This window comes from Kitasatospora sp. NPDC041988 (assembly GCF_055588525.1).
This window is the reverse complement of record NZ_JBVJCO010000031.1, coordinates 1-19,402: the sequence shown is the minus strand read 5'-3', so window position 1 is coordinate 19,402 and position 19,402 is coordinate 1. Positions and strand designations below refer to the sequence as shown.

19 protein-coding genes are annotated in these 19,402 nt (G+C 71.1%); 13 read left to right on the top strand and 6 right to left on the bottom strand.

What is annotated here, in order from left to right; translation table 11 throughout:
- Nucleotides 1–138 precede the first annotated feature (138 nt).
- Entirely contained in the window at nt 139–699 is a 561-nt protein-coding gene (locus ACZ6NC_RS27470) for a MarR family winged helix-turn-helix transcriptional regulator (protein ID WP_465736435.1), read from the bottom strand.
- 170 nt (nt 700–869) lie between these two features.
- Between ACZ6NC_RS27470 and ACZ6NC_RS27465 the strand changes: the two genes are divergently transcribed.
- From ACZ6NC_RS27465 to ACZ6NC_RS27450, 4 genes are all read left to right on the top strand, one after another.
- Nucleotides 870–2,177 carry an MFS transporter gene (locus ACZ6NC_RS27465; protein ID WP_465736434.1) on the top strand — a complete coding sequence of 436 codons (1,308 nt, stop codon included), beginning with the start codon at nt 870–872 and terminating at the stop codon, nt 2,175–2,177.
- Nucleotides 2,178–2,327: 150 nt separating this feature from the next.
- Complete coding sequence (locus ACZ6NC_RS27460) at nt 2,328–3,956, top strand: dolichyl-phosphate-mannose--protein mannosyltransferase (protein WP_465736433.1); 1,629 nt, start codon at nt 2,328–2,330, stop codon at nt 3,954–3,956.
- A 47-nt stretch (nt 3,957–4,003) separates the two neighbouring features.
- Nucleotides 4,004–4,756, top strand: a complete 753-nt coding sequence (locus ACZ6NC_RS27455; RefSeq protein WP_465736514.1) for an ABC transporter permease — start codon at nt 4,004–4,006, stop codon at nt 4,754–4,756.
- 288 nt (nt 4,757–5,044) lie between these two features.
- Nucleotides 5,045–5,632, top strand: a complete 588-nt coding sequence (locus ACZ6NC_RS27450; RefSeq protein ID WP_465736432.1) for a TMEM165/GDT1 family protein — start codon at nt 5,045–5,047, stop codon at nt 5,630–5,632.
- Nucleotides 5,633–5,639: 7 nt separating this feature from the next.
- Here ACZ6NC_RS27450 and ACZ6NC_RS27445 read toward each other — a convergent pair whose 3' ends face one another.
- Nucleotides 5,640–6,899 (bottom strand): peptidoglycan-binding domain-containing protein, encoded by a 1,260-nt coding sequence (locus tag ACZ6NC_RS27445; RefSeq protein WP_465736431.1) that lies wholly within the window; start codon nt 6,897–6,899, stop codon nt 5,640–5,642.
- A gap of 420 nt (nt 6,900–7,319) precedes the next feature.
- On the opposite strand from ACZ6NC_RS27445, the gene ACZ6NC_RS27440 reads away from it, so the two are divergent.
- Complete coding sequence (locus ACZ6NC_RS27440; protein ID WP_465736430.1) at nt 7,320–9,392, top strand: MDR family MFS transporter; 2,073 nt, start codon at nt 7,320–7,322, stop codon at nt 9,390–9,392.
- Nucleotides 9,393–9,432: 40 nt separating this feature from the next.
- On the opposite strand, the gene ACZ6NC_RS27435 is transcribed toward ACZ6NC_RS27440, so the two are convergent.
- Nucleotides 9,433–9,912 carry a MarR family winged helix-turn-helix transcriptional regulator gene (locus tag ACZ6NC_RS27435; RefSeq protein ID WP_465736429.1) on the bottom strand — a complete coding sequence of 160 codons (480 nt, stop codon included), beginning with the start codon at nt 9,910–9,912 and terminating at the stop codon, nt 9,433–9,435.
- A gap of 61 nt (nt 9,913–9,973) precedes the next feature.
- Between ACZ6NC_RS27435 and ACZ6NC_RS27430 the strand changes: the two genes are divergently transcribed.
- Nucleotides 9,974–10,384, top strand: a complete 411-nt coding sequence (locus tag ACZ6NC_RS27430) for a cupin domain-containing protein (RefSeq protein ID WP_465736428.1) — start codon at nt 9,974–9,976, stop codon at nt 10,382–10,384.
- Between the two features lie 225 nt (nt 10,385–10,609).
- On the opposite strand, the gene ACZ6NC_RS27425 is transcribed toward ACZ6NC_RS27430, so the two are convergent.
- A complete protein-coding gene (locus ACZ6NC_RS27425) occupies nt 10,610–11,113 on the bottom strand; it encodes a hypothetical protein (RefSeq protein WP_465736427.1) in 504 nt (167 codons plus the stop codon).
- 211 nt (nt 11,114–11,324) lie between these two features.
- Nucleotides 11,325–12,368: a hypothetical protein gene (locus tag ACZ6NC_RS27420; protein ID WP_465736426.1), complete on the bottom strand. Its 1,044-nt coding sequence runs from the start codon at nt 12,366–12,368 to the stop codon at nt 11,325–11,327.
- Between the two features lie 373 nt (nt 12,369–12,741).
- Between ACZ6NC_RS27420 and ACZ6NC_RS27415 the strand changes: the two genes are divergently transcribed.
- From ACZ6NC_RS27415 to ACZ6NC_RS27385, 7 genes are all read left to right on the top strand, one after another.
- Complete coding sequence (locus ACZ6NC_RS27415; RefSeq protein WP_465736425.1) at nt 12,742–13,074, top strand: antibiotic biosynthesis monooxygenase family protein; 333 nt, start codon at nt 12,742–12,744, stop codon at nt 13,072–13,074.
- 189 nt (nt 13,075–13,263) lie between these two features.
- Nucleotides 13,264–13,758, top strand: a complete 495-nt coding sequence (locus ACZ6NC_RS27410) for a helix-turn-helix domain-containing protein (RefSeq protein WP_465736424.1) — start codon at nt 13,264–13,266, stop codon at nt 13,756–13,758.
- Between the two features lie 464 nt (nt 13,759–14,222).
- Nucleotides 14,223–14,480 carry a hypothetical protein gene (locus ACZ6NC_RS27405; protein ID WP_465736423.1) on the top strand — a complete coding sequence of 86 codons (258 nt, stop codon included), beginning with the start codon at nt 14,223–14,225 and terminating at the stop codon, nt 14,478–14,480.
- Nucleotides 14,452–14,976 carry a DUF6879 family protein gene (locus tag ACZ6NC_RS27400; protein ID WP_465736422.1) on the top strand — a complete coding sequence of 175 codons (525 nt, stop codon included), beginning with the start codon at nt 14,452–14,454 and terminating at the stop codon, nt 14,974–14,976. Before ACZ6NC_RS27405 ends, ACZ6NC_RS27400 begins: the two co-directional genes overlap by 29 nt.
- A 22-nt stretch (nt 14,977–14,998) precedes the next feature.
- Entirely contained in the window at nt 14,999–15,847 is an 849-nt protein-coding gene (locus ACZ6NC_RS27395) for a helix-turn-helix domain-containing protein (protein ID WP_465736421.1), read from the top strand.
- Nucleotides 15,848–16,384: 537 nt separating this feature from the next.
- Entirely contained in the window at nt 16,385–16,519 is a 135-nt protein-coding gene (locus tag ACZ6NC_RS27390) for a hypothetical protein (protein ID WP_465736420.1), read from the top strand.
- A gap of 431 nt (nt 16,520–16,950) precedes the next feature.
- Nucleotides 16,951–18,039: a methyltransferase domain-containing protein gene (locus ACZ6NC_RS27385; protein WP_465736419.1), complete on the top strand. Its 1,089-nt coding sequence runs from the start codon at nt 16,951–16,953 to the stop codon at nt 18,037–18,039.
- Nucleotides 18,040–18,115: 76 nt separating this feature from the next.
- Here ACZ6NC_RS27385 and ACZ6NC_RS27380 read toward each other — a convergent pair whose 3' ends face one another.
- Nucleotides 18,116–19,072: an RICIN domain-containing protein gene (locus tag ACZ6NC_RS27380; protein ID WP_465736418.1), complete on the bottom strand. Its 957-nt coding sequence runs from the start codon at nt 19,070–19,072 to the stop codon at nt 18,116–18,118.
- Nucleotides 19,073–19,402 lie beyond the last annotated feature (330 nt).

Sequence of the window (19,402 nt, the reverse complement as noted above, 5' to 3'; positions counted from 1 at the left end):
CTGCCCTATGGGTGCCGGGGCCCGTGGGTCAACGTCACCCCCCCCCCCCCCCCCCCCCCCCCCCCCCCACACCCCCCCCCCCCCCCCCCCTCTCCCCCCCCCCCCCCCCCCCCCCGGACCGTCGTGGTCTCCCGGCGCTCAGGCCAGGTCGTCGGTGCGCCCGAGGGCGTCGGGCTGGGTCTCCTCGATCCGCCGCAGCATCCGGGCCAGCGTGCCGGAGAGCACGGTGCGCTCCTCGCCGTGGAGGTCCTGGAGCAGCACCTCCTCGAATACGGCGGCCATCCGCATCGACTCCAGCCACTTGTCGCGGCCGTTCTCGGTCAGCTCGATGATCACCCGGACCCGGTTGGCCTCGTCGCGCTCCCGGGTGACCAGGTCCTCGGCGACCATCCGGTCGATCCGGTGCGTCATCGCGGCCGGGGTGAGCCCGAGCCGCTTGGCCAGCTCGCCGGGACCCAGCTGGTACGGGCTCCCGGCGACCACCAGGGCCTTGAGCACCTCCCACTCGGCGGAGGTGATTCCGAGCACAGTCAGCTGCCGGTCGTAGGCGACGCTCATCCGCCGGGCGACCCGGGAGAGCGTCTGCACGATGGTCTCCACCTGGGGGTCCACGTCGGGGAATTCCCGCTGGTAGACGGCCACCTGCTCGGCGATGCCCAGCTCTCGGGCGGTGGCCGGCGCGGGCTTCTCTGCAGTCATGCGGACCAGTGTCGCATGCGGGGTGCACCCCTTAAGCCTTTGACTCCTGACTCTTCCGGTGCTAAGACTTTATATCGTCAGACTTTAGCTCTTAAATCTTCCGGACTTAAGAGTATCCAGCGAAACTCGGCTCGGTGAGCCGGGAGCGACCTAGTGAAGGGGTGTGCACGGTGACCGGCACGGTGAAGCAGCAGAGGCAGCGGCGTCATGGGGCGGGCGGCCCGCTGCGCCGCGTCCAGATCGGCAACGCGCTCAGTGCGTTCGGCAGCGGGTTCACGATGCCGTACATGTTCGTGTACGTGGACCAGGTGCGGGGGCTGGGCTCGCTGGCGGCCGGGATGGTGTTCACCGTCTTCGCGCTGGCCGCGCTCGCCGTCCTCCCGTTCACCGGCCGCGGCATCGACAAGTACGGCCCGCGCCCGGTGCTGCTGGCCGGTGCCGCGCTCGCCGCCACCGGCGCGTTCGCCTTCGGCCACGCCACCGGCACGCCGGCCCTGCTGGTCTCCTCGTTCCTGTTCGGCGCGGGTGTCACCACCTGCCAGCCGGCGCTCGCCACGATGATCGTCCGCTGCTCGACCGCCGCGACCCGCTCGCACGCCTTCGCGCTGCAGTTCACCCTGATCAACCTGGGTATGGGCATCGGCGCGCTGGTCGGCGGCCAGATCGTGGACGTCGCCGACCCGGCCAGCCTGACCCGGCTGTTCACCATCGAGGCGGCGACCTTCCTGGGCCTGGCCCTGGTCACCGGCACCGCCCGCATCCCGAACGCGGCCCCCGTCCTCGTCCAGGACCAGAAGGGCGGCCCGCAGGGCCTGCGGGCGCTGGTCGCCGACAAGGCGATGCTGCGGCTCTGCGTGCTCGCCGGGCTGATCTTCTTCACCTGCTACGGCCAGTTCGAGTCCGGCGTCGCGGCCTTCGCCACCGACACCGTCGGCACCGCGCCCTCCACCCTGGGCATCGCCATCGGCGCCAACGCGCTGACCATCGTGGTGCTGCAGATGTTCATGGTGCGGATCACCGCCCGCCGCCGGCGCACCACCGCGATGGCCGCGGCCGGCGTGGTCTGGCTGGGCGCCTGGGCGATGGCCCTGGTCGCCGGCCTGATCCGGACCGAGACCATGGCCGCCACGGTCGCGATCGTCTCGATCTACGCCCTCTTCGGGGTCGGCGAGTCGCTCCTCGCCCCCACCATGGGCCCGATCGTCGCCGATCTCGCCCCGGCCCGGCTGCTCGGCACCTACAACTCCGGCTACGCCCTGGTGAAGCAGGTCGCGATCGCGGTCGGCCCGGCCGTCGGCGTGCTGCTGGTCGGCTCCGGCACCTGGCCGCTCTACCTGGCGGCGATGGCCGGCTCCACCCTGCTGGTCGTCGTCCTGGCCCTGAAGCTGCGGCCGTACCTCACCGCCGCCCAGGACAACGCGGCCCCGGTCGTGGTCCGCACCGCCCTGCCCGTCCGGGAGCTGCAGACCGCGGCTTGACCCGCCCTGAGCAGCGCCGCGACTGCGCCGTCCGGGTCACCTGGACGGCGCCCGTCGCGCTTGGATTCGTGACCACCGGCACATAGTGTCAGTGGCTGTTGACTGCCCGGCCCCGGCCGGCACAGGCGAGACAGGCGAATCGGCGAGGCTATGACGCAAGCGGCGCTCACGCACCCACCCGCACCACCAGCCCCCGCAGCCCCCGCACCGGCGCCGCGGGGGCTGCTGCGCTGGGCGGCCGACCGGGCCGGCTGGCTCGGGCCGATCGGCGTGGCGCTCTTCGCGGGACTCCTCCGGTTCTGGAACCTCGGCTACCCCAACGCCTTCGTCTTCGACGAGACGTACTATCCCAAGGACGCCTGGTCGCTGCTCCAACAGGGCTACGAGGGGACGTGGCCGGACAGCGCCAACGCCGACATCCTGGCCGTCCCGCAGCACGTCCCGCTCACCGCCGCCCCCGAGTTCATCGCCCACCCGCCGCTCGGCAAATGGGTGATCTCGGCCGGCGAGGCGGCCTTCGGGCTGCACCCCTTCGGCTGGCGGTTCATGACCGCGCTGCTCGGCACCGTCACCGTGCTGATGCTCGCCCGGATCGGCCGCCGCCTCTTCGGCTCCACCCTGATCGGCTGCACCGCCGCCCTCCTGATGTCCGTCGACGGCCTCCAGCTGGTGATGAGCCGGGTCGGCCTGCTCGACGGCGTCCAGATGTTCTTCGTCCTGGCCGCCTTCGGCAGCCTGCTGGTCGACCGCGACCACACCCGCGCCCGGCTGGCCGCCGTCCGCGACGGCCACGGCGGCCCGGACGGTGACCGGGTCCGGCTCGGCCTGCGCCCCTGGCGGATCGCCGCCGGGGTGTTCCTCGGCGCCGCCTGCGGGGTCAAGTGGAACGGCGTCATGGTGCTCGCCGCCTTCGGCCTGCTCACTGTGGTCTGGGACCAGTCCGGCCGCCGCTGGGCCGGCGCCCGCCGCCCCTGGCGCTCGATGCTGCGCCGGGACGCGCTGCCCGCCCTGCTCGCCATGGTCGGCTCGGCCCTGGTGGTGTACGTCGGCGCCTGGGCCGGCTGGCTCGCCACCGGCGGCAGGTCGGGCGGCGGGTACGACCGGCACTGGGCCGACGACCGCGCCGGCCTCTCCCCGGACAGCTTCCTCGGCATCCCGCTGCCGAGGCTCCCGATGAGCTGGGTGCCGGCGCCGCTGCGCAGCCTCTGGCACTACCACTCGCAGATGTACGACTTCAACACCGGGCTGAGCACCCCGCACACCTACCAGTCCAACCCCTTCAGCTGGCTGGTCCAGGGCCGCCCGGTCTCCATGTACTGGGAGCAGGTGCCGAACGGACAGCGCGGTTGCACCGCGTCCGGCGGTTGCGCGGCGCAGATCCTCGGCCTCGGCACCCCGCTGCTCTGGTGGACGGCCTGCTTCGCCCTGGTCTACCTGCTCTGGCGGTGGTTCTTCCGCCGGGACTGGCGCTCCGGCGCGGTGCTCTGCGGCGTCGCCGGGGTCTACCTGCCGTGGTTCCAGTACCAGGAGCGGACGGTCTTCTCCTTCTACATGGTCGTGCTGGTGCCGTTCCTCTGCCTGGCCGTCGCCCAGATGCTCGGCGCGATGCTCGGGCCGGACGGCTGCTCGCCCGAACGGCGCCGGATCGGCGCGGCCGGGGCCGGGCTGATCGTGTTGGCGATCGTCGGCTGCTTCGCCTTCTTCTACCCGCTCTACACGGCGGAGGTGATCCCGATGACGTCCTGGCAGGACCGGATGTGGTTCACCAGCTGGATCTGATCCCGGTGGCCCCGGCGGCGGCAGTGCTGGCGGCCGGCAGCAGCCAGCTGCTGCCGGTCACCCCGCTGCTCGGGGTGGTCACCGCCGTCCTGCTGGCCGCCGCCGTGGCCGTGGCAGGGTGGGGTCTGCTCGGCCACGGGCACGCGGTGCTCCGGGCCGGTCTGCGCGCGGTGGTGCAGCTGGCCGCCGTCGCGCTGGTGATCACCTGGGTGGTCGGCTCGCTCTGGTGGTCGGCGCTGTTCGTGCTGCTGATGTTCACGGTCGCGGTGCGCACGGCCGGCCGGCGGATGACCCCCGGGCCGGAGTGGACGTGGGCGGCCGCGCCGATCGGCGCCGGGGTGCTTCCGGTGCTCGGGCTGCTGCTGGGTGTCGGGCTGCTGCCGCTGAAGGGCCTCTCGGTCATCCCGGTCGCCGGCATCCTGATCGGCGGCGCGCTCACCGCCACCTCGCTGGCCGGCCGCCGCGCCCTGGACGAGCTGCGGCAGCGCCACGGCGAGGTGGAGGCGGCGCTCGCGCTGGGCTTCGAGGCGCGCGACGCCCGGCTGGAGATCTGCCGCACCGCCGCCGCCACCTCGCTCGTCCCGGCCCTCGACCAGACCCGGACGGTGGGCCTGGTCACCCTGCCCGGCGCCTTCGTCGGCATGCTGCTCGGCGGGGCCACCCCGGTCCAGGCGGGTGCGGTGCAGCTGTTCGTGCTGGTCGCGCTGCTGGCGGTGGAGTCGGTGGCGATCGTGGTGGTGCTGGAGCTGGTCGCCCGCGCTCTGGTGGGCGCGCAGCCCGTGCAGGGCGGCGTCCGGTAAGCTGGTCGGCGTTGAAGGGGAGTAGCCCTCCACCGGACCGTCGACATACTGGCCCCTCGTGGGCCCGGCGCCCGGGGCACGTGTCGTTCTCGGCGTGCCGGCGAGACCTTCGGCCGCAGTGCTGTGAATCTGACCAGTGCTGTCGGGCCGAAGCGTCCCCTTGCGGAGCTGCCGAGGCCGGGCAGCCCGACCGAGGGAAACCGAACCCCCGATGAGCGAGCGAAGCAAGCGAACCATCAGAAGGCGCGTGTGGGCGGATGCCCCTGCCGGCCGGATCGAGGCGGGCGCATGAGCCTGACCGTTCTCGCCATCACCTTCGGCATCGTCTTCCTGGCCGAGCTGCCGGACAAGACCGCCCTGGCCAGCCTGATGCTCGGCGCCAAGTACCGCGCGAGCCACGTCTTCGCCGGCATCGCCGCGGCCTTCGCCCTCCAGGTCGGCATCGCCCTGGTCGCCGGCCACCTGCTCTCACTGCTGCCGCACCGCTGGGTGGAGGGCGTCACCGGCGTCCTGTTCCTGGCCGGGGCCGCCATGCTGCTCTTCCACGGCGGGGGCGACGACGAGGACGGCCACGCCGCCAAGGAGCCGTCCGCCAACAGCTTCTGGAAGGTCGCCGGGGCCAGCTTCGTGGTCGTCGCGATCGCCGAGTTCGGCGATCTCACCCAGATCATGACCGCCAACCTGGCCGCCAAGTACGCCGATCCGCTCGCCGTCGGCCTCGGCGCCTGGCTGGCGCTCTGTGCTGTGGCCGGGGTCGCCATCGTGGGCGGGCAGAAGCTGCTGAAGCACGTGCCGATGAAGGTGATCATCAGGGTGGCGGCCGGCGTGATGGTGCTGATGGCCGGCGTCAGCATCTTCCAGGCGGTCACCGGCTGACGCGTGGTCAGCAGCCCGGGTCGGCCTCCAGGGCGGCCCGGGTCTTCGGCCCGTAGACGTTGTTCTCGCCCTTGATCCGGTAGTAGCGCTGGTAGTCGCTCAACACCGTCTGGGTCCAGTAGTCGAAGGTGCCGGTGATGATCGACTTGTCGACGAGACCGCATTCGGCGGCCCACAGGCGCTGCTGCATGTCCTTGACGTCCGGGCCGGTCATGTTCAGCTGGAGCACCCGGATCGTCGGGGTCGGGGTCGGGGTGGGCGTCGGCGTGGTCGCCGTGGGAGTCGGCGTCGGGGTGGCGGTCGGGCTCGGCACGGCCGGCGGGGTGGTGGGTGCCGGGGGAGCGGCCGCCACCGGCGTCGTCGCCGTGGCAGTGGGGGTTGCCGTCCTGGTCGGGCTCGGCTTGGCGGTTCTGGTCGCGGTCGGGCTCGGCGAGTCTCCGGTCGACGGTGGCGCGCTCGGGCTCGGCTCCGGCGGGGTGGTCGGGTCGACCGGCGCGGGCGCCAGCGTCGTCGAGGGCGCCGGCTGCGCCTGGTGGCCCGGCTCGGCGGAGGGCGTCACCGCGTACGCCAGGCCGACGGTGAGCGCCAGCAGCCCGGCGGCGGCCGCGATCAGCAGCCCCTTGCGCCGCGCCAGCGGACTCCCCTCCGCCTGCTCCGCCGCGCGGCGGGCGGCCCGGCCGCCGGTGCTGCCCGCGGGCCCGGCGGCGGGGGCGGAGTGCTCGAACGGGAAGAGGCCGATCTCCTCGCCGTCCGCGGGGGGCTGCTGGTACCCGCCCTGCTGGTAGCCGTCGGGCTGGTACCCGTCGTGCGGGTACTCGTCCTGCGGGTACTCGTCCTGCTGGTACCCGTCGTGCTGGTACCCGTCCGGCTGGTAACCGTCCTGCCGGGGCGCCGACATGACGGGGGGCAGCACGGTGGTCGCGTAGGCGTCGGCGTCCGGCCCGGCCGGCGGGACGGGCGGCAGGACGCTCGTCGGGGGCGTGGCGGGCGGGCCCGTCGGAGGCTGGACCGGCGGCAGCACGGTGGTGGCGAACGGGTCCGCCGAGACGCGGCCCGTCGAGACGCCGCCTGACGCGATGCCGCCCACCGGAGCGCCGCCCGGCGGGGTGTCCGCGACCTGTCCGACGGCCTGCGGCACGTACGGCCGCACCAGCGGCGGGCCTTCGAGGTGCGGCAGGACGGTGGTCTCGGTCAGGCTCTGGTCCGGGAGGCACCTGCACCCGGCGGAGCGTGCGGTGCCGCACGTCGGGCAGTGCTGGTCCGGCATCGGCCGGTCCTCCTCGGTCTCGGATCAGTTCTCGTGTGCCCCCGGCGTGTTCCCGGGCGGGTGCTCCCGGACGCCTGCTCGGACGTGCTCTCGTCGGACACGTGCCCGGACGTGTGCTCCCGGGGGCGAACGCGCCTGATTATGCAGGACGTCTCCAAGGGGGGACAGGGGCGTCCGGCCCGCTCTGGGGGTGTTGTGCCGGTTGGTGGTGGTTGGGAGTTGAAGAACGGTCGGCGAGCCCGGCCTGTCACCCGGATGGCCGCCGTTCTTACGTTCGGCTCAACTGGACGGCGCAAACCAGGGCAATTCTGACAGCATGGTGAACCGGGAGTGATCGTCCGCACGGACCCCGGCCGACCGGGGCCCGCTACCCCGGGCCCGCGTCCCGCCCCGGGCCCGCGACCCCCTAACGGAGACCCCATGACGGATCCGATCGCCGCACCCGACCGGAGCCCGGCGAGCGAGCCGGGCCCGCCGGAGGTCACCGTCCCCAACCTCTGGGTCCCGATCGGCGCCCTGCTGCTGGCGATGCTGCTCGCCGCGCTCGACCAGACCATCGTCTCCACCGCGCTGCCCACCATCGTCAGCGACCTCGGAGGCCTTGAGCACCTCTCCTGGGTGGTCACCGCGTACATGCTCGCCTCCACCGCGGCTACCCCGCTCTGGGGCAAGCTCGGCGACATGTACGGCCGGAAGCGGTTCTTCCAGGCCTCGATCGTGATCTTCCTGTTGGGTTCGGTGCTCTGCGGCATCGCCCAGAACATGGGCGAGCTGATCGCCTTCCGCGCCCTCCAGGGGCTCGGCGGCGGCGGGCTGATGGTGCTGTCGCAGGCCATCGTCGGTGACCTGGTCTCACCCCGGGACCGCGGCAAGTACCAGGGCCTCTTCGGTGCCGTCTTCGGCGTCACCAGCGTGCTCGGACCGCTGCTCGGCGGCCTCTTCGTGGACAACCTCAGCTGGCGCTGGGTCTTCTACATCAACCTGCCGATCGGCGTGGTCGCCCTGGTGGTGATCGCGGCCGTGCTGCACGGGGTGGAGGTGAAGCGGCGGCACCGGATCGACTACCTGGGCACCGTGCTGATCGCCTCGGTGGCCACCTGCCTGGTGCTGATGACCTCCCTCGGCGGCACGACGTGGGCGTGGAGTTCCTGGCAGATCGTCGGCCTCGGCGTGCTGGGCCTCGTCCTGCTGGTCGCCTTCGTGGCGGTCGAACGGGCCGCCGACGAACCGGTGCTGCCGCTGCGGCTGTTCCGGTCGCGGACGTTCAGCCTGGTCGCCGTCATCTCCTTCGTGGTCGGCTTCGCCATGTTCGGCGCGCTCACCTACCTGCCGACCTTCCTCCAGGTGGTCATGCAGGTCTCACCGACCATGTCCGGCATCCACATGCTGCCGATGGTGCTCGGCATGCTGCTCACCTCGATCGGCTCCGGCCAGATCGTCGCCCGCACCGGCCACTACCGGATCTTCCCGATCGCCGGAACGGCCGTCACCACCGTGGGCCTGCTGCTGCTCTCCCGGCTGGACGAGCACAGCAGCACCTTCGAGATGAGCTGCTACTTCCTCGTCTTCGGCCTCGGCCTGGGCCTGGTGATGCAGGTGCTGGTGCTGATCGTGCAGAACTCCGTGGGCTACCAGGACCTCGGCGTCGCCACCGCCGGCGCCACCTTCTTCCGCTCCATCGGCGCGTCCTTCGGCGTCTCCATCTTCGGCACCGTCTTCGCGTCCGGGCTGAACGACCGGCTGGCCGACGCCCTCGCCGGAGTGCCGCTGCCGCCCGGCTTCAACCCGGGGGCCGTGACCTCCGACCCGCGCGTCATCGCGACGCTGCCGCCCGATGTGCAGGACGGGATCTACCACGCGTACGCCGAGTCGATCACCCGGGTCTTCCTGTACGCGGTGCCGGTCGCCATGGTCGCCTTCGTGCTCTCGCTCTTCCTGCGCGAACAGAAGCTCCGCTCGACGGTGACCGCGCCCGACCTCAGCGAGTCGATCGGCCTCAACCCGGTCGAGCGTTCGTCGCTGGACGAGATCGCCCGCGCCCTCTCGGTGCTGAGCAGCCGGGAGGCCCGGCGCGACCTGTTCCGGAGGATCACGGCGTCGGCCGGGCTCGACCTCAAGCCGGCCTCCAGCTGGCTGCTGCTGCAGATGTACCACCACGGCTCGGTCGAGCCCGCCGAAGTGGCCGAGCGGAGGGTCGTCCCGGTCGCGGTGGTCGAGGAGGCCGTTCGCGAGGTCGAGGGCCGTGGGCTCGCCTCGCGCACCGGCGGCCTCCCGCTGCGGCTCACCGAACCGGGTGAGGCGGCGGCGCTGCGGCTGGTGGCCGCGCGGCGGGAGCAGCTCTCCGAACTCCTCGGCGACTGGGACGAGAAGCAGTACTCGGACCTCGCCGACCTGCTGACCCGGCTCTCGTCCGCGCTCTGCGCCGACTGGCGCGACCGGCCGGACCGGGTCGGCCCGGAGCACCCGCACCAGGGGGAGGGGCGTTCGGTCTGAACGTCCCTCAAGCGCGCCGTAGACGCTCTTCGGGCCCGCTTCAGGGGGAACCGAACCAGCGCGGGGTGTCCAAGCGGAACGGGTCGCCGGGGGCGAGCGCGCACAGGTCCGTCTCCAGGGCGCGCAGCCGCTCCTCGCCAAGCGTCGCGGACCACTGGGTACGCAGTTCGTCGAAGATCCGGGCGGAGCGGACGAGGCAGTCGATGCCGCGTGCGGTGAGCCGGACCACCTTGCGGCGGGCGTCGGCCGGGTCGCTGCCGCGCTCGACGTAGCCGAGCTGTTCGAGCTGCTCGACGGTCTTGCCGGCCGCCTGCTTGGAGATGCCGAGCCGGCGGCCGAGCTCGACGGCGGTGGTGCCGTCGGGGCCGATCGCCTGGAAGACGAAGCCGTGCATGGGGCGCAGGTCGGGGTGGCCCTCGCGGGCGATGCGCTCGTGAAGCTCGTCGATGATCACGCGGAAGGCGAGCAGGAGGCGCAGTGGCAGCTCGTAGCCGGGGGGCGGCGGGGAATCGCTTGACACGATAGACAACCTCATTGACCATATAGACAACGTCATTGTCCATTCTAGGGGGTTGCCGTCCATGACCGTCATCCGAAACACCGAAGCCCGTCGCACCGAGACGCCCAACGGCGTCATGACCACCTTCGCCTCGCCCACCCAGGGCGGCACCGCCCTGGCCATGTGGCACGTCGACATGCAGCCCGGTCGCCAGGGGCCGCTGCACGCCATGGACACCGAGCAGGTCTGGACGTTCCTGACCGGGGACGCCGTGATCGACCTCGCCGGGGAGGAGCTCGGTGTCGGGGCGGGCGACACCCTCGTGCTGCCGGCGGACATCGCCCGCCAGCTGCGGACCTCCTCCGGATTCACCGCCGTGGTGGCCTCGCCCACCCCGTCCGTCGCCTACAACCCGGACGCCGTCACCCCGGAGGGCGCCTGCGGACTGGCGCCGCGGGACGACCAGCGGGTCGTCCCGCCGTGGATCGCCTGACCGGAGCCGCCTGATCGGATCTGATTGGCCGGAGCTGCCTGATCGGACCTGACTGGCCGGAGCCGCCTGATCGGACCTGACTGGCCGGATCTGCCTGATCGGACCTGACTGGCCGGATCTGACTGGCCGGGGCGTCTGAACGGATGCGTCCGACCGGAGCGGGACACCCCGCACCGCGGTGAGCGCGGTGCGGGGTGTCGGGTGTGGTGCGGGGGTGTCGGCGTGTCAGTCGAGGCGGACCTGGCCGCCGCGGTCCAGCTGGTCCACGATGCCCCAGGAGGCCTCGTTGTTCCGCAGGTTCGGGGTCAGGCTGCCCCCGCGGCCGCCGGGGACGTAGTTCGCGTCACCGTAGAACCACGGGTACACCCAGACGCCGATGGTCGAGTTGGTGGCGTTCTCGACGGAGGCGGCGTTGTTGCGCACCTTCTGGCCGTAGCCGGCCGAGCCGTACTGGTCCTGCTTCCAGAAGGTCCCGTCGATCTCGCCGTCCTGGACGGTGTACTCCATCGTCATCGCGCCCTCGGCGCCCGGCGAGTAGTAGATGCACAGGGTGACGTAGGCGCCGTTGCTGTCCTTGCAGCGCACCGGGTTGCTCCAGGTGCTCCAGCCGTTGATCGTGGTGACGCTGTCGGCGTTGGCCGGGCCCGCGCCGGTGAGCATGGTGGTACCGGCGATGGCGAGCGCCGCCGCGCCGGTGGCCAGACGGCGGCCGGTCGACTTCAGCTTCATGGGTGTTGGTGCTCCTTCACTCGGTGGAGGGTTGCCGGGTCGCGGAACCGGTCCGCGGCCCGGCTGCCGGACCGCCTGCTGCGGCGGCCGCGGCACGGCCCCGTCCGCCCGTCCCGCGGTCCGCGCCCGACGCGCGGGCGGGGAGCGGCCGGATCGGCCAGGGGTGGTTCGGGGTGGCCTGAGGGGCGGGGGAGGTCTGAGGGGCGGGGGGTCAGAGGGTGGCGGGCGTCGGGGACGACCAGTCGTGGTCCAGTAGCCGGCCCAGCGATCCCACCTCGGAGTCGAGGCTCGCCTTGACGACGGCCAAGTCCTTCGCATGCTTGGCGATCGCCGCGTTCTGCAGGGTGGACTCGGAGGCGAACCAGATCCCGGTCAGGTTGGTCCGGCCCTTGCAGTCGGCGTCGGCCACGGCCTGGGCGATCTCCGCGCTGCCCGGCGCCGGGTCGTTCATCGTCGTGACGGTCGCCGGCGCCTTCAGCGGATCCGGGATGTCGAAGCCGCGGCCCTTCATGCAGTCCACCCAGGCGGTGGTGGCCGCGACGACCTCCGGCACCGACCTCGACTCGGTGAAACTCGCCGACTTGATGTCGGTCACCACGCCTTGCGGCCCGTTGCCGGGCCCCTGCGGGCCGCCGACAGCACCCGGCAGGACACGGTCGAGCTCCGCGAAGCAGCCGCCCTCGGGCAGGGCCTGGCCCTGGTACGTGCTCACCCGGGAGCCGCGGGCCGGGTCGACGCCGAGCAGTACGGTCTGGGCGGCGGCGGGCATCGCGGCCAGCGCGACCGGCTGCCCGGGGGCGGCCGGAGCCGACGCGGTCTGCGGCAGGTGGTAGCCCCACCGGGCGGCGCTGTCCGCATCAGTGATGCCGTAGCGGCGGTTCATCAGCGTGAAGGCGTGCACACCCGGGCCGTCCGGGCCGGGCTTGGCCGGCACCGGGTAGTCCAGCCCGTACCGCTTCATGCAGGAGCCGGTCGCGGCCTTGCGCACCCAGTCGAACTGCACCGACTGAACCGCCGTCAGCATGTACTGCTCGATGGGAAGGTGGAGGTCGGCGATGCCCGTGCCCGCCGTGGGCGGTGCCACCGCAGTGGTGGGCGGTGCGGAGATCGGGGGCACGGCGGACGTGGCGGACGTGGCCGTGGCACAGCCGCTCAGCAGCGCGAGTACGGCCAGCAGCCCCGCCCCGAGGTCGGCGGGGCGCGCTCCGCGGGGAGCACGGTCCCGGCCTGTCCTCTCGCTCCGGCGCAACGGCATGGCGGATCGCTCCTAGGTTCTGGGTCGGGTCGTCCGGGCGCGGTCCTGATGGGAGGGCGGTCGCGGCGCACCTCACGGGGGCGGCGACTCGGCTCGGCGCCGGGCGGTTGGCCCAGCGTAGGGGAGCCGCCGGACGGTGATCGCGGCCCGGACTCCGGTGGGACACACCGCACTTCGTCTCACCGCCGGGACCTGCGCTTTGGGACGGCCGGCGGCGTCCGATTGGAGACGTCCCACGGTGCTTCAGGGGGCGGCTCGCCCTGGGGGGCCGCGCCGCCCCGCACCCGGCCGAGGCGTCAGGTGTAGGAGACTGCAGCTGACACAGACGAGGGCCGGGGCCCGCTACGGGCCCCGGCGGACGAGGAGGTGCGGCATGTCCGTGGTGAAGATCAACGTGCTGACTGTTCCGGCCGAGCAGCGCGAGGTGCTGGAGAAGCGGTTCGCCTCGCGGGCCGGGACCGTCGAGAACTCCGACGGCTTCGAGTGGTTCGAGCTGCTCCGCCCGGTCGAGGGGACCGATCAGTACCTCGTCTACACCCGCTGGCGCAGCGAGGACGACTTCAAGGCCTGGATGGAGGGTCCCATGCAGGCCGCCCACCGCCAGGGTCCGCCCGCCGCGGAGGGCGAGGCCCCGAAGCGGCCGGCTGCTTCGGGCTCCACGCTGTGGTCCTTCGAGGTCGTCCAGTCGACGGGCCCGAAGGCCTGAGGTTGTCATGGTGAGCGGCGCGCCCGGATCAGTCCGGGCGCGCTGCTTTGCGATGGCGCCCCCTGTTCGGGTGACGTTTCCGGATTCGGCGTTGGAGCACGTTTGCCGCATCTACGGTGATCAGCGGCAAGAAAATCCCCGGCGGTGCTGGAACACCCCGGGGTATGGCACTGGAGCAAAGGACTCCGAATGCAGATTCATCGTATCCCCAAGCATGCCCCCGGGTACACGATCCTGGACAACGGCCACGTCGTCCGGAAGCACTCACTGTCGTGGGCCGCGCGAGGGCTGCTGAGCTATCTCCTCAGCCTCCCCGACGGAGCCCGGGAGGACGTACGGACCTTGGCGGCCAAGAGCGTTGAGGGCCGCGCGACGGTGTCCCGGGCGCTGCGCGAGCTGGAGGAAGCCGGCCACTATGTGCGTCGCACCGAGCGTGACCCGCTCACGGGGCACGTCCGGACGGCGGTCTCCGTCCACGAAGTCCCGGTGACGGGCAAGGCGCTTCACACGCTGCCGCCGCTTCCCGTACCTCCGGCCGCCGGTCCACCTGGAGCTGGAACGGAAGGCGCCGGGAAGACGGGAAGCCCCTCCTTGAGGGAAAGACGTTGGCTCGGAAGGAAGTTGAAGGCCATCCTTCCGTCCATCCGTCCCGAGAGGCGCGGACGCTTGCGCCGCCGCACATGACGGAGGGCATGACGCTGCTGCTCGAACTCGGGCGCCGGGACCCGCGTATGGCCCTTGCCGGAAAGCCTTTGATGGATCAGGCCGCCATGGTGGAGGGGTTGCTCGCGGCCGGTTGGACGGGGGACGCTCTGACGAGCGTCCTGTCCGCCCCACTGCCCGAGAAGGTCACCCACAGCGTCGGCGCGATCCTCGCGGGCCGCTTGTCGAAGGTGCCTCCGTTCCCGCCCCTTCGACCGGCTGCGGCAGTGTCGCTCGCGGCCGGTCCAGCGCCGGGTCCGAGGCACCACGAGTGCCCTGGGCGGGACGGCCTGTGCGGCCGCCCGGTCATGGAGGCGGGGAAGCGGTGCGCTACTTGCCGCGCTGGCCAGTTGCGGCCTTGACGTTAAGTAGCCGGAGCCTTGCATGAGCTCTTGACTTGATCAAGCGATGCGCGCGACCGTCGTGCACATCTATGCAACCCATCGGTGCTGGAGGATGTCGTGAAGCTAACCTTCATCGCGAAGGATCCGAACACCAACGGGGAGAACTGCCCGACCGTCTGGGTTGACCAGGCCGCCGGAGAGTTCGTCATCCAGGGGTGGAGAGCGGACGACACAACCACGGCCGAGTGCCGGGAGGCCGGTCCGATCCCCGCCCACGAGACCGTGGTGCGGCTGCCGGTCAGGATGGCTGCCGCCCTCAGGAAGGCTATCGATGTCGCAGAAGGTTCCGACCTTCGCTGAGCTGCTGGCTTCCTGTCACAACTCCGCCGTGCACCTGGAGATGAGGGACGTCTATGGGGTGGCGGAGGAGGATGCGGACTTCGCGGCCTGGAAGGCCGGACATCGCCACGACCCTGCCAACAGGCACAGTTGGTGGAACGGCTTTCACTCCCTGGTTGAGTTGGCTACCGCCAGGGGTGTTGAGGTCCGGCGTGCACGGGTTGTCTCGCTCCCCGCAAGTGAGTACATCAGGTACGAGCACGCGTCGACGTTCCAGAACATCCAGGCTGGCGAGGATGTCCGCTGGCTTTCCCGGGGCGAGGCTTCGAAGCTACTCCTGCCAGGCAATGACTTCTGGCTGTTCGACTCTTCGATCCTTCGGTTCGGCCTGTTCTCCGGAGACGGCGCCTTCCTGGACCATGTGATGGAAGACGACGAAGCTGTCGTGGCTCAGTGCGCTGGAGCGTTCGAGGCCGTCTGGGGGCGTGCCACGCCGCACGCGCAGTTCGAACTGTAGCCACTGCGTTCGGCCACAGACCATGCCTGTATCCCCATCGTCGAGCGCTCAGCAAGCGCGTAGGGCTCTTGCCGGCAGGCTTCGGGAGCTTTGCCAGGACGCTGGTCTCAACGGGCGCGAGTTGGCCCGGCTGGCGGGCTGGCATGCGTCCAAGAGCTCACGCATCATCAATGCGGTCACGGCGCCCTCCGACGATGATATTCGCACGTGGTGCAGGTTGTGCGGAGCGGATGACCAGGCGGCCGACCTCATCGCGGCTTCGCGTTCAGCCGACTCAATGTACGTGGAGTGGCGCAGACTCCAGCGCACGGGTTTGCGCAGACTTCAGGAGTCCCACGTTCCGTTGTTCGAGCGGACAAGGCTGTTCCGCGTCTATTGCTCCAACGTCGTTCCAGGGCTGCTTCAAACGCCTCCCTATGCCACCGCGTTGCTGTCGGCGATTTCGGAGTTTCATCGGACGCCCAACGACGTCGCCGAGGCCGTGACGGCGCGCATAGAGCGCAATCGAGTGCTGTACGAGGGCGAGCATCGCTTCGCGTTGCTGGTAGAAGAGTCTGTCCTGCGCTACAGGGTGGGCGACGTGGCGACCATGGCAGGTCAGCTCGGGCATTTGCTGACAGTGATGTCATTTCCGTCTGTTTCGCTTGGTGTGATCCCTTTCGTCGCCGGCCGGCGGATGTGGCCGATCGAGACGTTCAGCATCTATGACGACGCGCAGGTTTCCGTGGAGCTTCTGACTGCCGCAGTATCGATTACGGCGCCGACGGAGCTGGCCCAGTACATCAGTGCCTTCGGGGTGCTGCAGCGTACAGCAGTCTATGGTTCGGTTGCTCGTGCGTTGATCACATCGGCAGTGGAAGCTCTTGGCTAACTCGCGTGCAATCTCATAGAACCTGATGGTGAGCAGCCCATCACTCTCCGTACCTTCTCGTAGCACGGGTACTGAGGCAGGGAGCAGTGATGATGGCAAACGAGCACCCGGCTCGCGGGTTTGTCGAGCCGTGTCCAAGGCGTGGGCAGAGTGCCCGAATGCCCAGGGGGTGGAACCCGCTTGACGACTTCCGGGAGGCGCGGCGCGTTCCCGGATACGCGGCCGCCGCCGAGACCCTGAACCGGGACGCCGTCCTCGCGCACTGCGAGTGCGTTAACTGCGTCTCTGCGGAGGCGTCGTGAGTGCCGGCGAGCTGGAGCCGGTGGACCCGTGGCTGTCCGTGCTCGGTGCCCCGCAGCGGCACCGAGCACGAGTTCTGCGCCAGGCGATCACCGCAGGCGAACCTGCCATGGTCGAAGGGTGTCTGCTGTGCGCGGAGTTGGGCGCGCGAAAGGCCTCCGCTCGGGCTGCCTTCGACCACTCCGGGGCCGTGGACGCGCGTGTGCTGATGCGCCGCCACCACGGGAGTGCGCACCAATGACGGACGACGGGCTGGACAGCGGAGGCATCCGCGACACCCGTCGGCTTGCCGCTGCGTTTGCCGTCTCCGTGGCAGGCGTCGTGGTGGTCGCCGCGATGCTGCTGACGTTCTGCTGCGCGGGTGGCGCGTAGGCGCTACTCCAGCTCCCGCCCCGGCCGCCGGATCCTGGCAGCGAACAAGCGGTCGGAGCGGGTCCACATCACCGAACGTCCTCACCGCCAACGGGCGTTGGGGAGAACCTCAGTGTGAGGAGACACAAGTATGACGACTCCGGCGCCGCCGCCGCAGCAGCCCGAGCGGCACCCCACCCCGAGGCCCCCGGACCGGTAGGCCGACCGCCGGGGGGCGGCTTACGACCCACCCCCGGCGCATCCATCGATCGACTCACGAGAGAGGACAGCCATGGGAAAGCACGGCGGAGGATCAGGCGGCGACAGCCCTGGCAAGGCCGGTGGCGGTAAAGGCGGCGGGCACTCGGGCAAGCCGGACACCGCTCCGTACGACGGCAAGCGCGACGCGCCGCCCACCAACCTGCCCAAGCCGGCGAAGCCTTGAGGACGTCATGAACTGGAACGAACTCGCCGACTCACTCCGCGAGTCCGGCGTCCTGTCGGCCGACTGGGAGCCGGCCTTCCGAGCCGTGCCGCGCCGGCTGTTCATGCCGAACTCGTTCTTCCGCGAGGGCGAATGGATCGACCGGACGACCGACCCCGTCCGCTGGTACGACCTGGTGGCCTCCGATCTGCCGCTCGTCACCCAGCTGTACGAGGGCTCCACCACCCCGTCCTCCTCCAGCTCGATGCCCACGGTGATCGCCCGGATGCTCCGCCACCTCGACGTCTCTGAGGGTATGCGGGTGCTCGAAGTCGGTGCCGGGACGGGCTGGACGGCCGGGCTGCTCGCTCACCGGCTGGGCGCCGAGAACGTCATCACCGTCGAGGTCGATACCGATATCGCGGCCGAGGCCCGCCGGCGCCTCCGGGCGAACAGTCTCCGGGCCACGGTGCGAGCCGACGACGGCACGCTCGGGTATCCGCAGCGCGCGCCGTACGACCGTGTCCACTTCACGGCCGCGGTGCAGCGCGTACCCGTCGCGGTGATCGAGCAGACGGTGCCGGGCGGCGTGGTCCTGGTGCCCTACGGCACGCCGTTCTGCAACGGCGGCCTGCTGAAGCTGACCGTGGCCGAGGACGGCCTCTCGGCGAGCGGGCCGTTCATGGAGGACGTGGCGTTCATGTGGGTGCGCGACCAGCGGCCGGAGACCGACGCGTTCGACATCGAGGACGTTCGCCACGGCCCCTCCGGCCTCGATCCCGCAGAGGTGGCCGAGCAGACGGACGCGGCCTTCGCCGCCGGTCTGCGGCTGCCCGGCCTGCTGCGGCAGGACGTGGCGGCCGACTACGACCGCTTCGGCACCGGCCGCCTTGAGGTCTGGGACGGCGTCTCCTACGCACACTGCCGTTTCGCCGACTGGGACGGCGGACACGCGGTGTCCCAGTCGGGCCCCCGCAACCTCTGGGACGAGATCACGGCCGCGCACGCCTGGTGGGTGCGCCAGGGGCAGCCCGCTCTCACCCGTTTCGGCCTGACGGTCACCGCCGCCGGTGAGCACCGCCCGTGGTTGGACGAGCCGGACCAACTGATCGGCTGACCAGTGGGGTTGGTCGTGTTCCGCCCGCCCTTGCCGCGCTACGGCGAAAGGGCGGGCGGCCCCGCGTCAGATCACCTCACAGGGTGTCCTTCACCTTGATGTAGCCCTCCTCTACGACGAACTGCTGGTTGGGGTTGCCGGCCCCGCACTGGTAGATGAAGGCGTTGTCGTTGTTGTTGCGCGTTCCGCCGACGTCCAGGCACATCTCCTGGGCGGTGCCGAGGGTCGACTCCAGGACGAACGAGCCCCGGCGTAGCAGCCAGGACTGGTTGGCGGTGGCCGCGTCGGAGTACTCGCAGGCCCAGATGCGGACGTTGTCGCCGTTGAAGCCGGTGTTGTCGGCGTCGAGGCACATTTCCGGGTTGGTGCCGACGGTGTCGGCGACCTTGACCCGGCCCTCGTCGAGGACGAACCGCTGGTTGGTGTGGTCGAGGCACTGCCAGATCCGGGCGTTGTCGGCGTTGAACCGGGTGTTGCCGATATCCAGGCACATGCCCTTCGGCACGCGCGGCGGGGTGGCGACGTTCAGGGTGCCGTCGGTGATCGTGTAGTCGGTGCCGTTGTTCGGGTCCCGGTAGCGGAAGCTGCCGTTGCCGCGCGGTAGCGTCGTGTTGGCGGGTGCCGAGGCGTCCACGGTGACCTGCGGTGAGAAGCGGAAGTACCCGTTGGACGGCCAGCCGCTGCGGCCGCCGTTGAGTCCGTAACCCTCGCAGGTGAGCGTTCGGCCGGCGTTGCTGAGCGTGCAGTTGCGCAGGCCCACATTGTTGCCGGTCCAGGAAGAGCCGTCGCCGCTGTACTGGGTGGGGACGGTGGACTGCGGGGCGAAGGTGGTGTTGCCCGGCGCGGTGAACACGGCCGACATGCCGGAGGGGGGAAGGAGGCCGGGGCCGCCGGTGTTCTGGTACGTCCACGGCACTGCGGCGGTCTGGCCGGGCGCGATGGTCACGGTGGTCGGTGCGTCCCGGCCGATGAAGGTGACGGCGGCGGCCGGCGACGCGAACGCGCCGGCGAGCGCGAGGGACGTCACTGTCACGGTGGCCGTACGGGCAAGGCCTCGTCTGAGGGAACTCACGAACTCGACTCCACTTCCTGGAAGGCATGGCGCGTGTGCGGTCGAGATCTTCGTGCACGGAGGGAGTTCGGGGAGGCAAGGTCACGCGCCGGGCGGCGGGTTTCACCCGGATGATGGGAATTCCCCCGCGGCGACGCCGCCGCATGGTCGATGCGTGGCGGCGGCCGGGGTGCCCCCGGGGGGGGCCGGGGGGGACGACGGGGAGGGGGCACGGGGTTTAAGTGGGGGGGGGGGCGGGGGGGCGGTGGCTGGCCCTTTGTTGGTGTCGGGAGGTGCGGGTTCAAGCAACCA

Bases quoted from the DNA above. Each gene is read 5' to 3' on its own strand.
- ACZ6NC_RS27450 (WP_465736432.1), top strand. From the start codon at position 5,045: ATGAGCCTGACCGTTCTCGCCATCACCTTCGGCATCGTCTTCCTGGCC.
- ACZ6NC_RS27395 (WP_465736421.1), top strand. From the start codon at position 14,999: ATGCCTGTATCCCCATCGTCGAGCGCTCAGCAAGCGCGTAGGGCTCTT.
- ACZ6NC_RS27410 (WP_465736424.1), top strand. From the start codon at position 13,264: ATGCAGATTCATCGTATCCCCAAGCATGCCCCCGGGTACACGATCCTG.
- ACZ6NC_RS27415 (WP_465736425.1), top strand. From the start codon at position 12,742: ATGTCCGTGGTGAAGATCAACGTGCTGACTGTTCCGGCCGAGCAGCGC.
- ACZ6NC_RS27430 (WP_465736428.1), top strand. From the start codon at position 9,974: ATGACCGTCATCCGAAACACCGAAGCCCGTCGCACCGAGACGCCCAAC.
- ACZ6NC_RS27420 (WP_465736426.1), bottom strand. From the start codon at position 12,368: ATGCCGTTGCGCCGGAGCGAGAGGACAGGCCGGGACCGTGCTCCCCGC.
- ACZ6NC_RS27460 (WP_465736433.1), top strand. From the start codon at position 2,328: ATGACGCAAGCGGCGCTCACGCACCCACCCGCACCACCAGCCCCCGCA.
- ACZ6NC_RS27445 (WP_465736431.1), bottom strand. From the start codon at position 6,899: ATGCCGGACCAGCACTGCCCGACGTGCGGCACCGCACGCTCCGCCGGG.
- ACZ6NC_RS27400 (WP_465736422.1), top strand. From the start codon at position 14,452: ATGTCGCAGAAGGTTCCGACCTTCGCTGAGCTGCTGGCTTCCTGTCAC.
- ACZ6NC_RS27425 (WP_465736427.1), bottom strand. From the start codon at position 11,113: ATGAAGCTGAAGTCGACCGGCCGCCGTCTGGCCACCGGCGCGGCGGCG.
- ACZ6NC_RS27470 (WP_465736435.1), bottom strand. From the start codon at position 699: ATGACTGCAGAGAAGCCCGCGCCGGCCACCGCCCGAGAGCTGGGCATC.
- ACZ6NC_RS27385 (WP_465736419.1), top strand. From the start codon at position 16,951: ATGAACTGGAACGAACTCGCCGACTCACTCCGCGAGTCCGGCGTCCTG.
- ACZ6NC_RS27440 (WP_465736430.1), top strand. From the start codon at position 7,320: ATGACGGATCCGATCGCCGCACCCGACCGGAGCCCGGCGAGCGAGCCG.
- ACZ6NC_RS27390 (WP_465736420.1), top strand. From the start codon at position 16,385: ATGACGGACGACGGGCTGGACAGCGGAGGCATCCGCGACACCCGTCGG.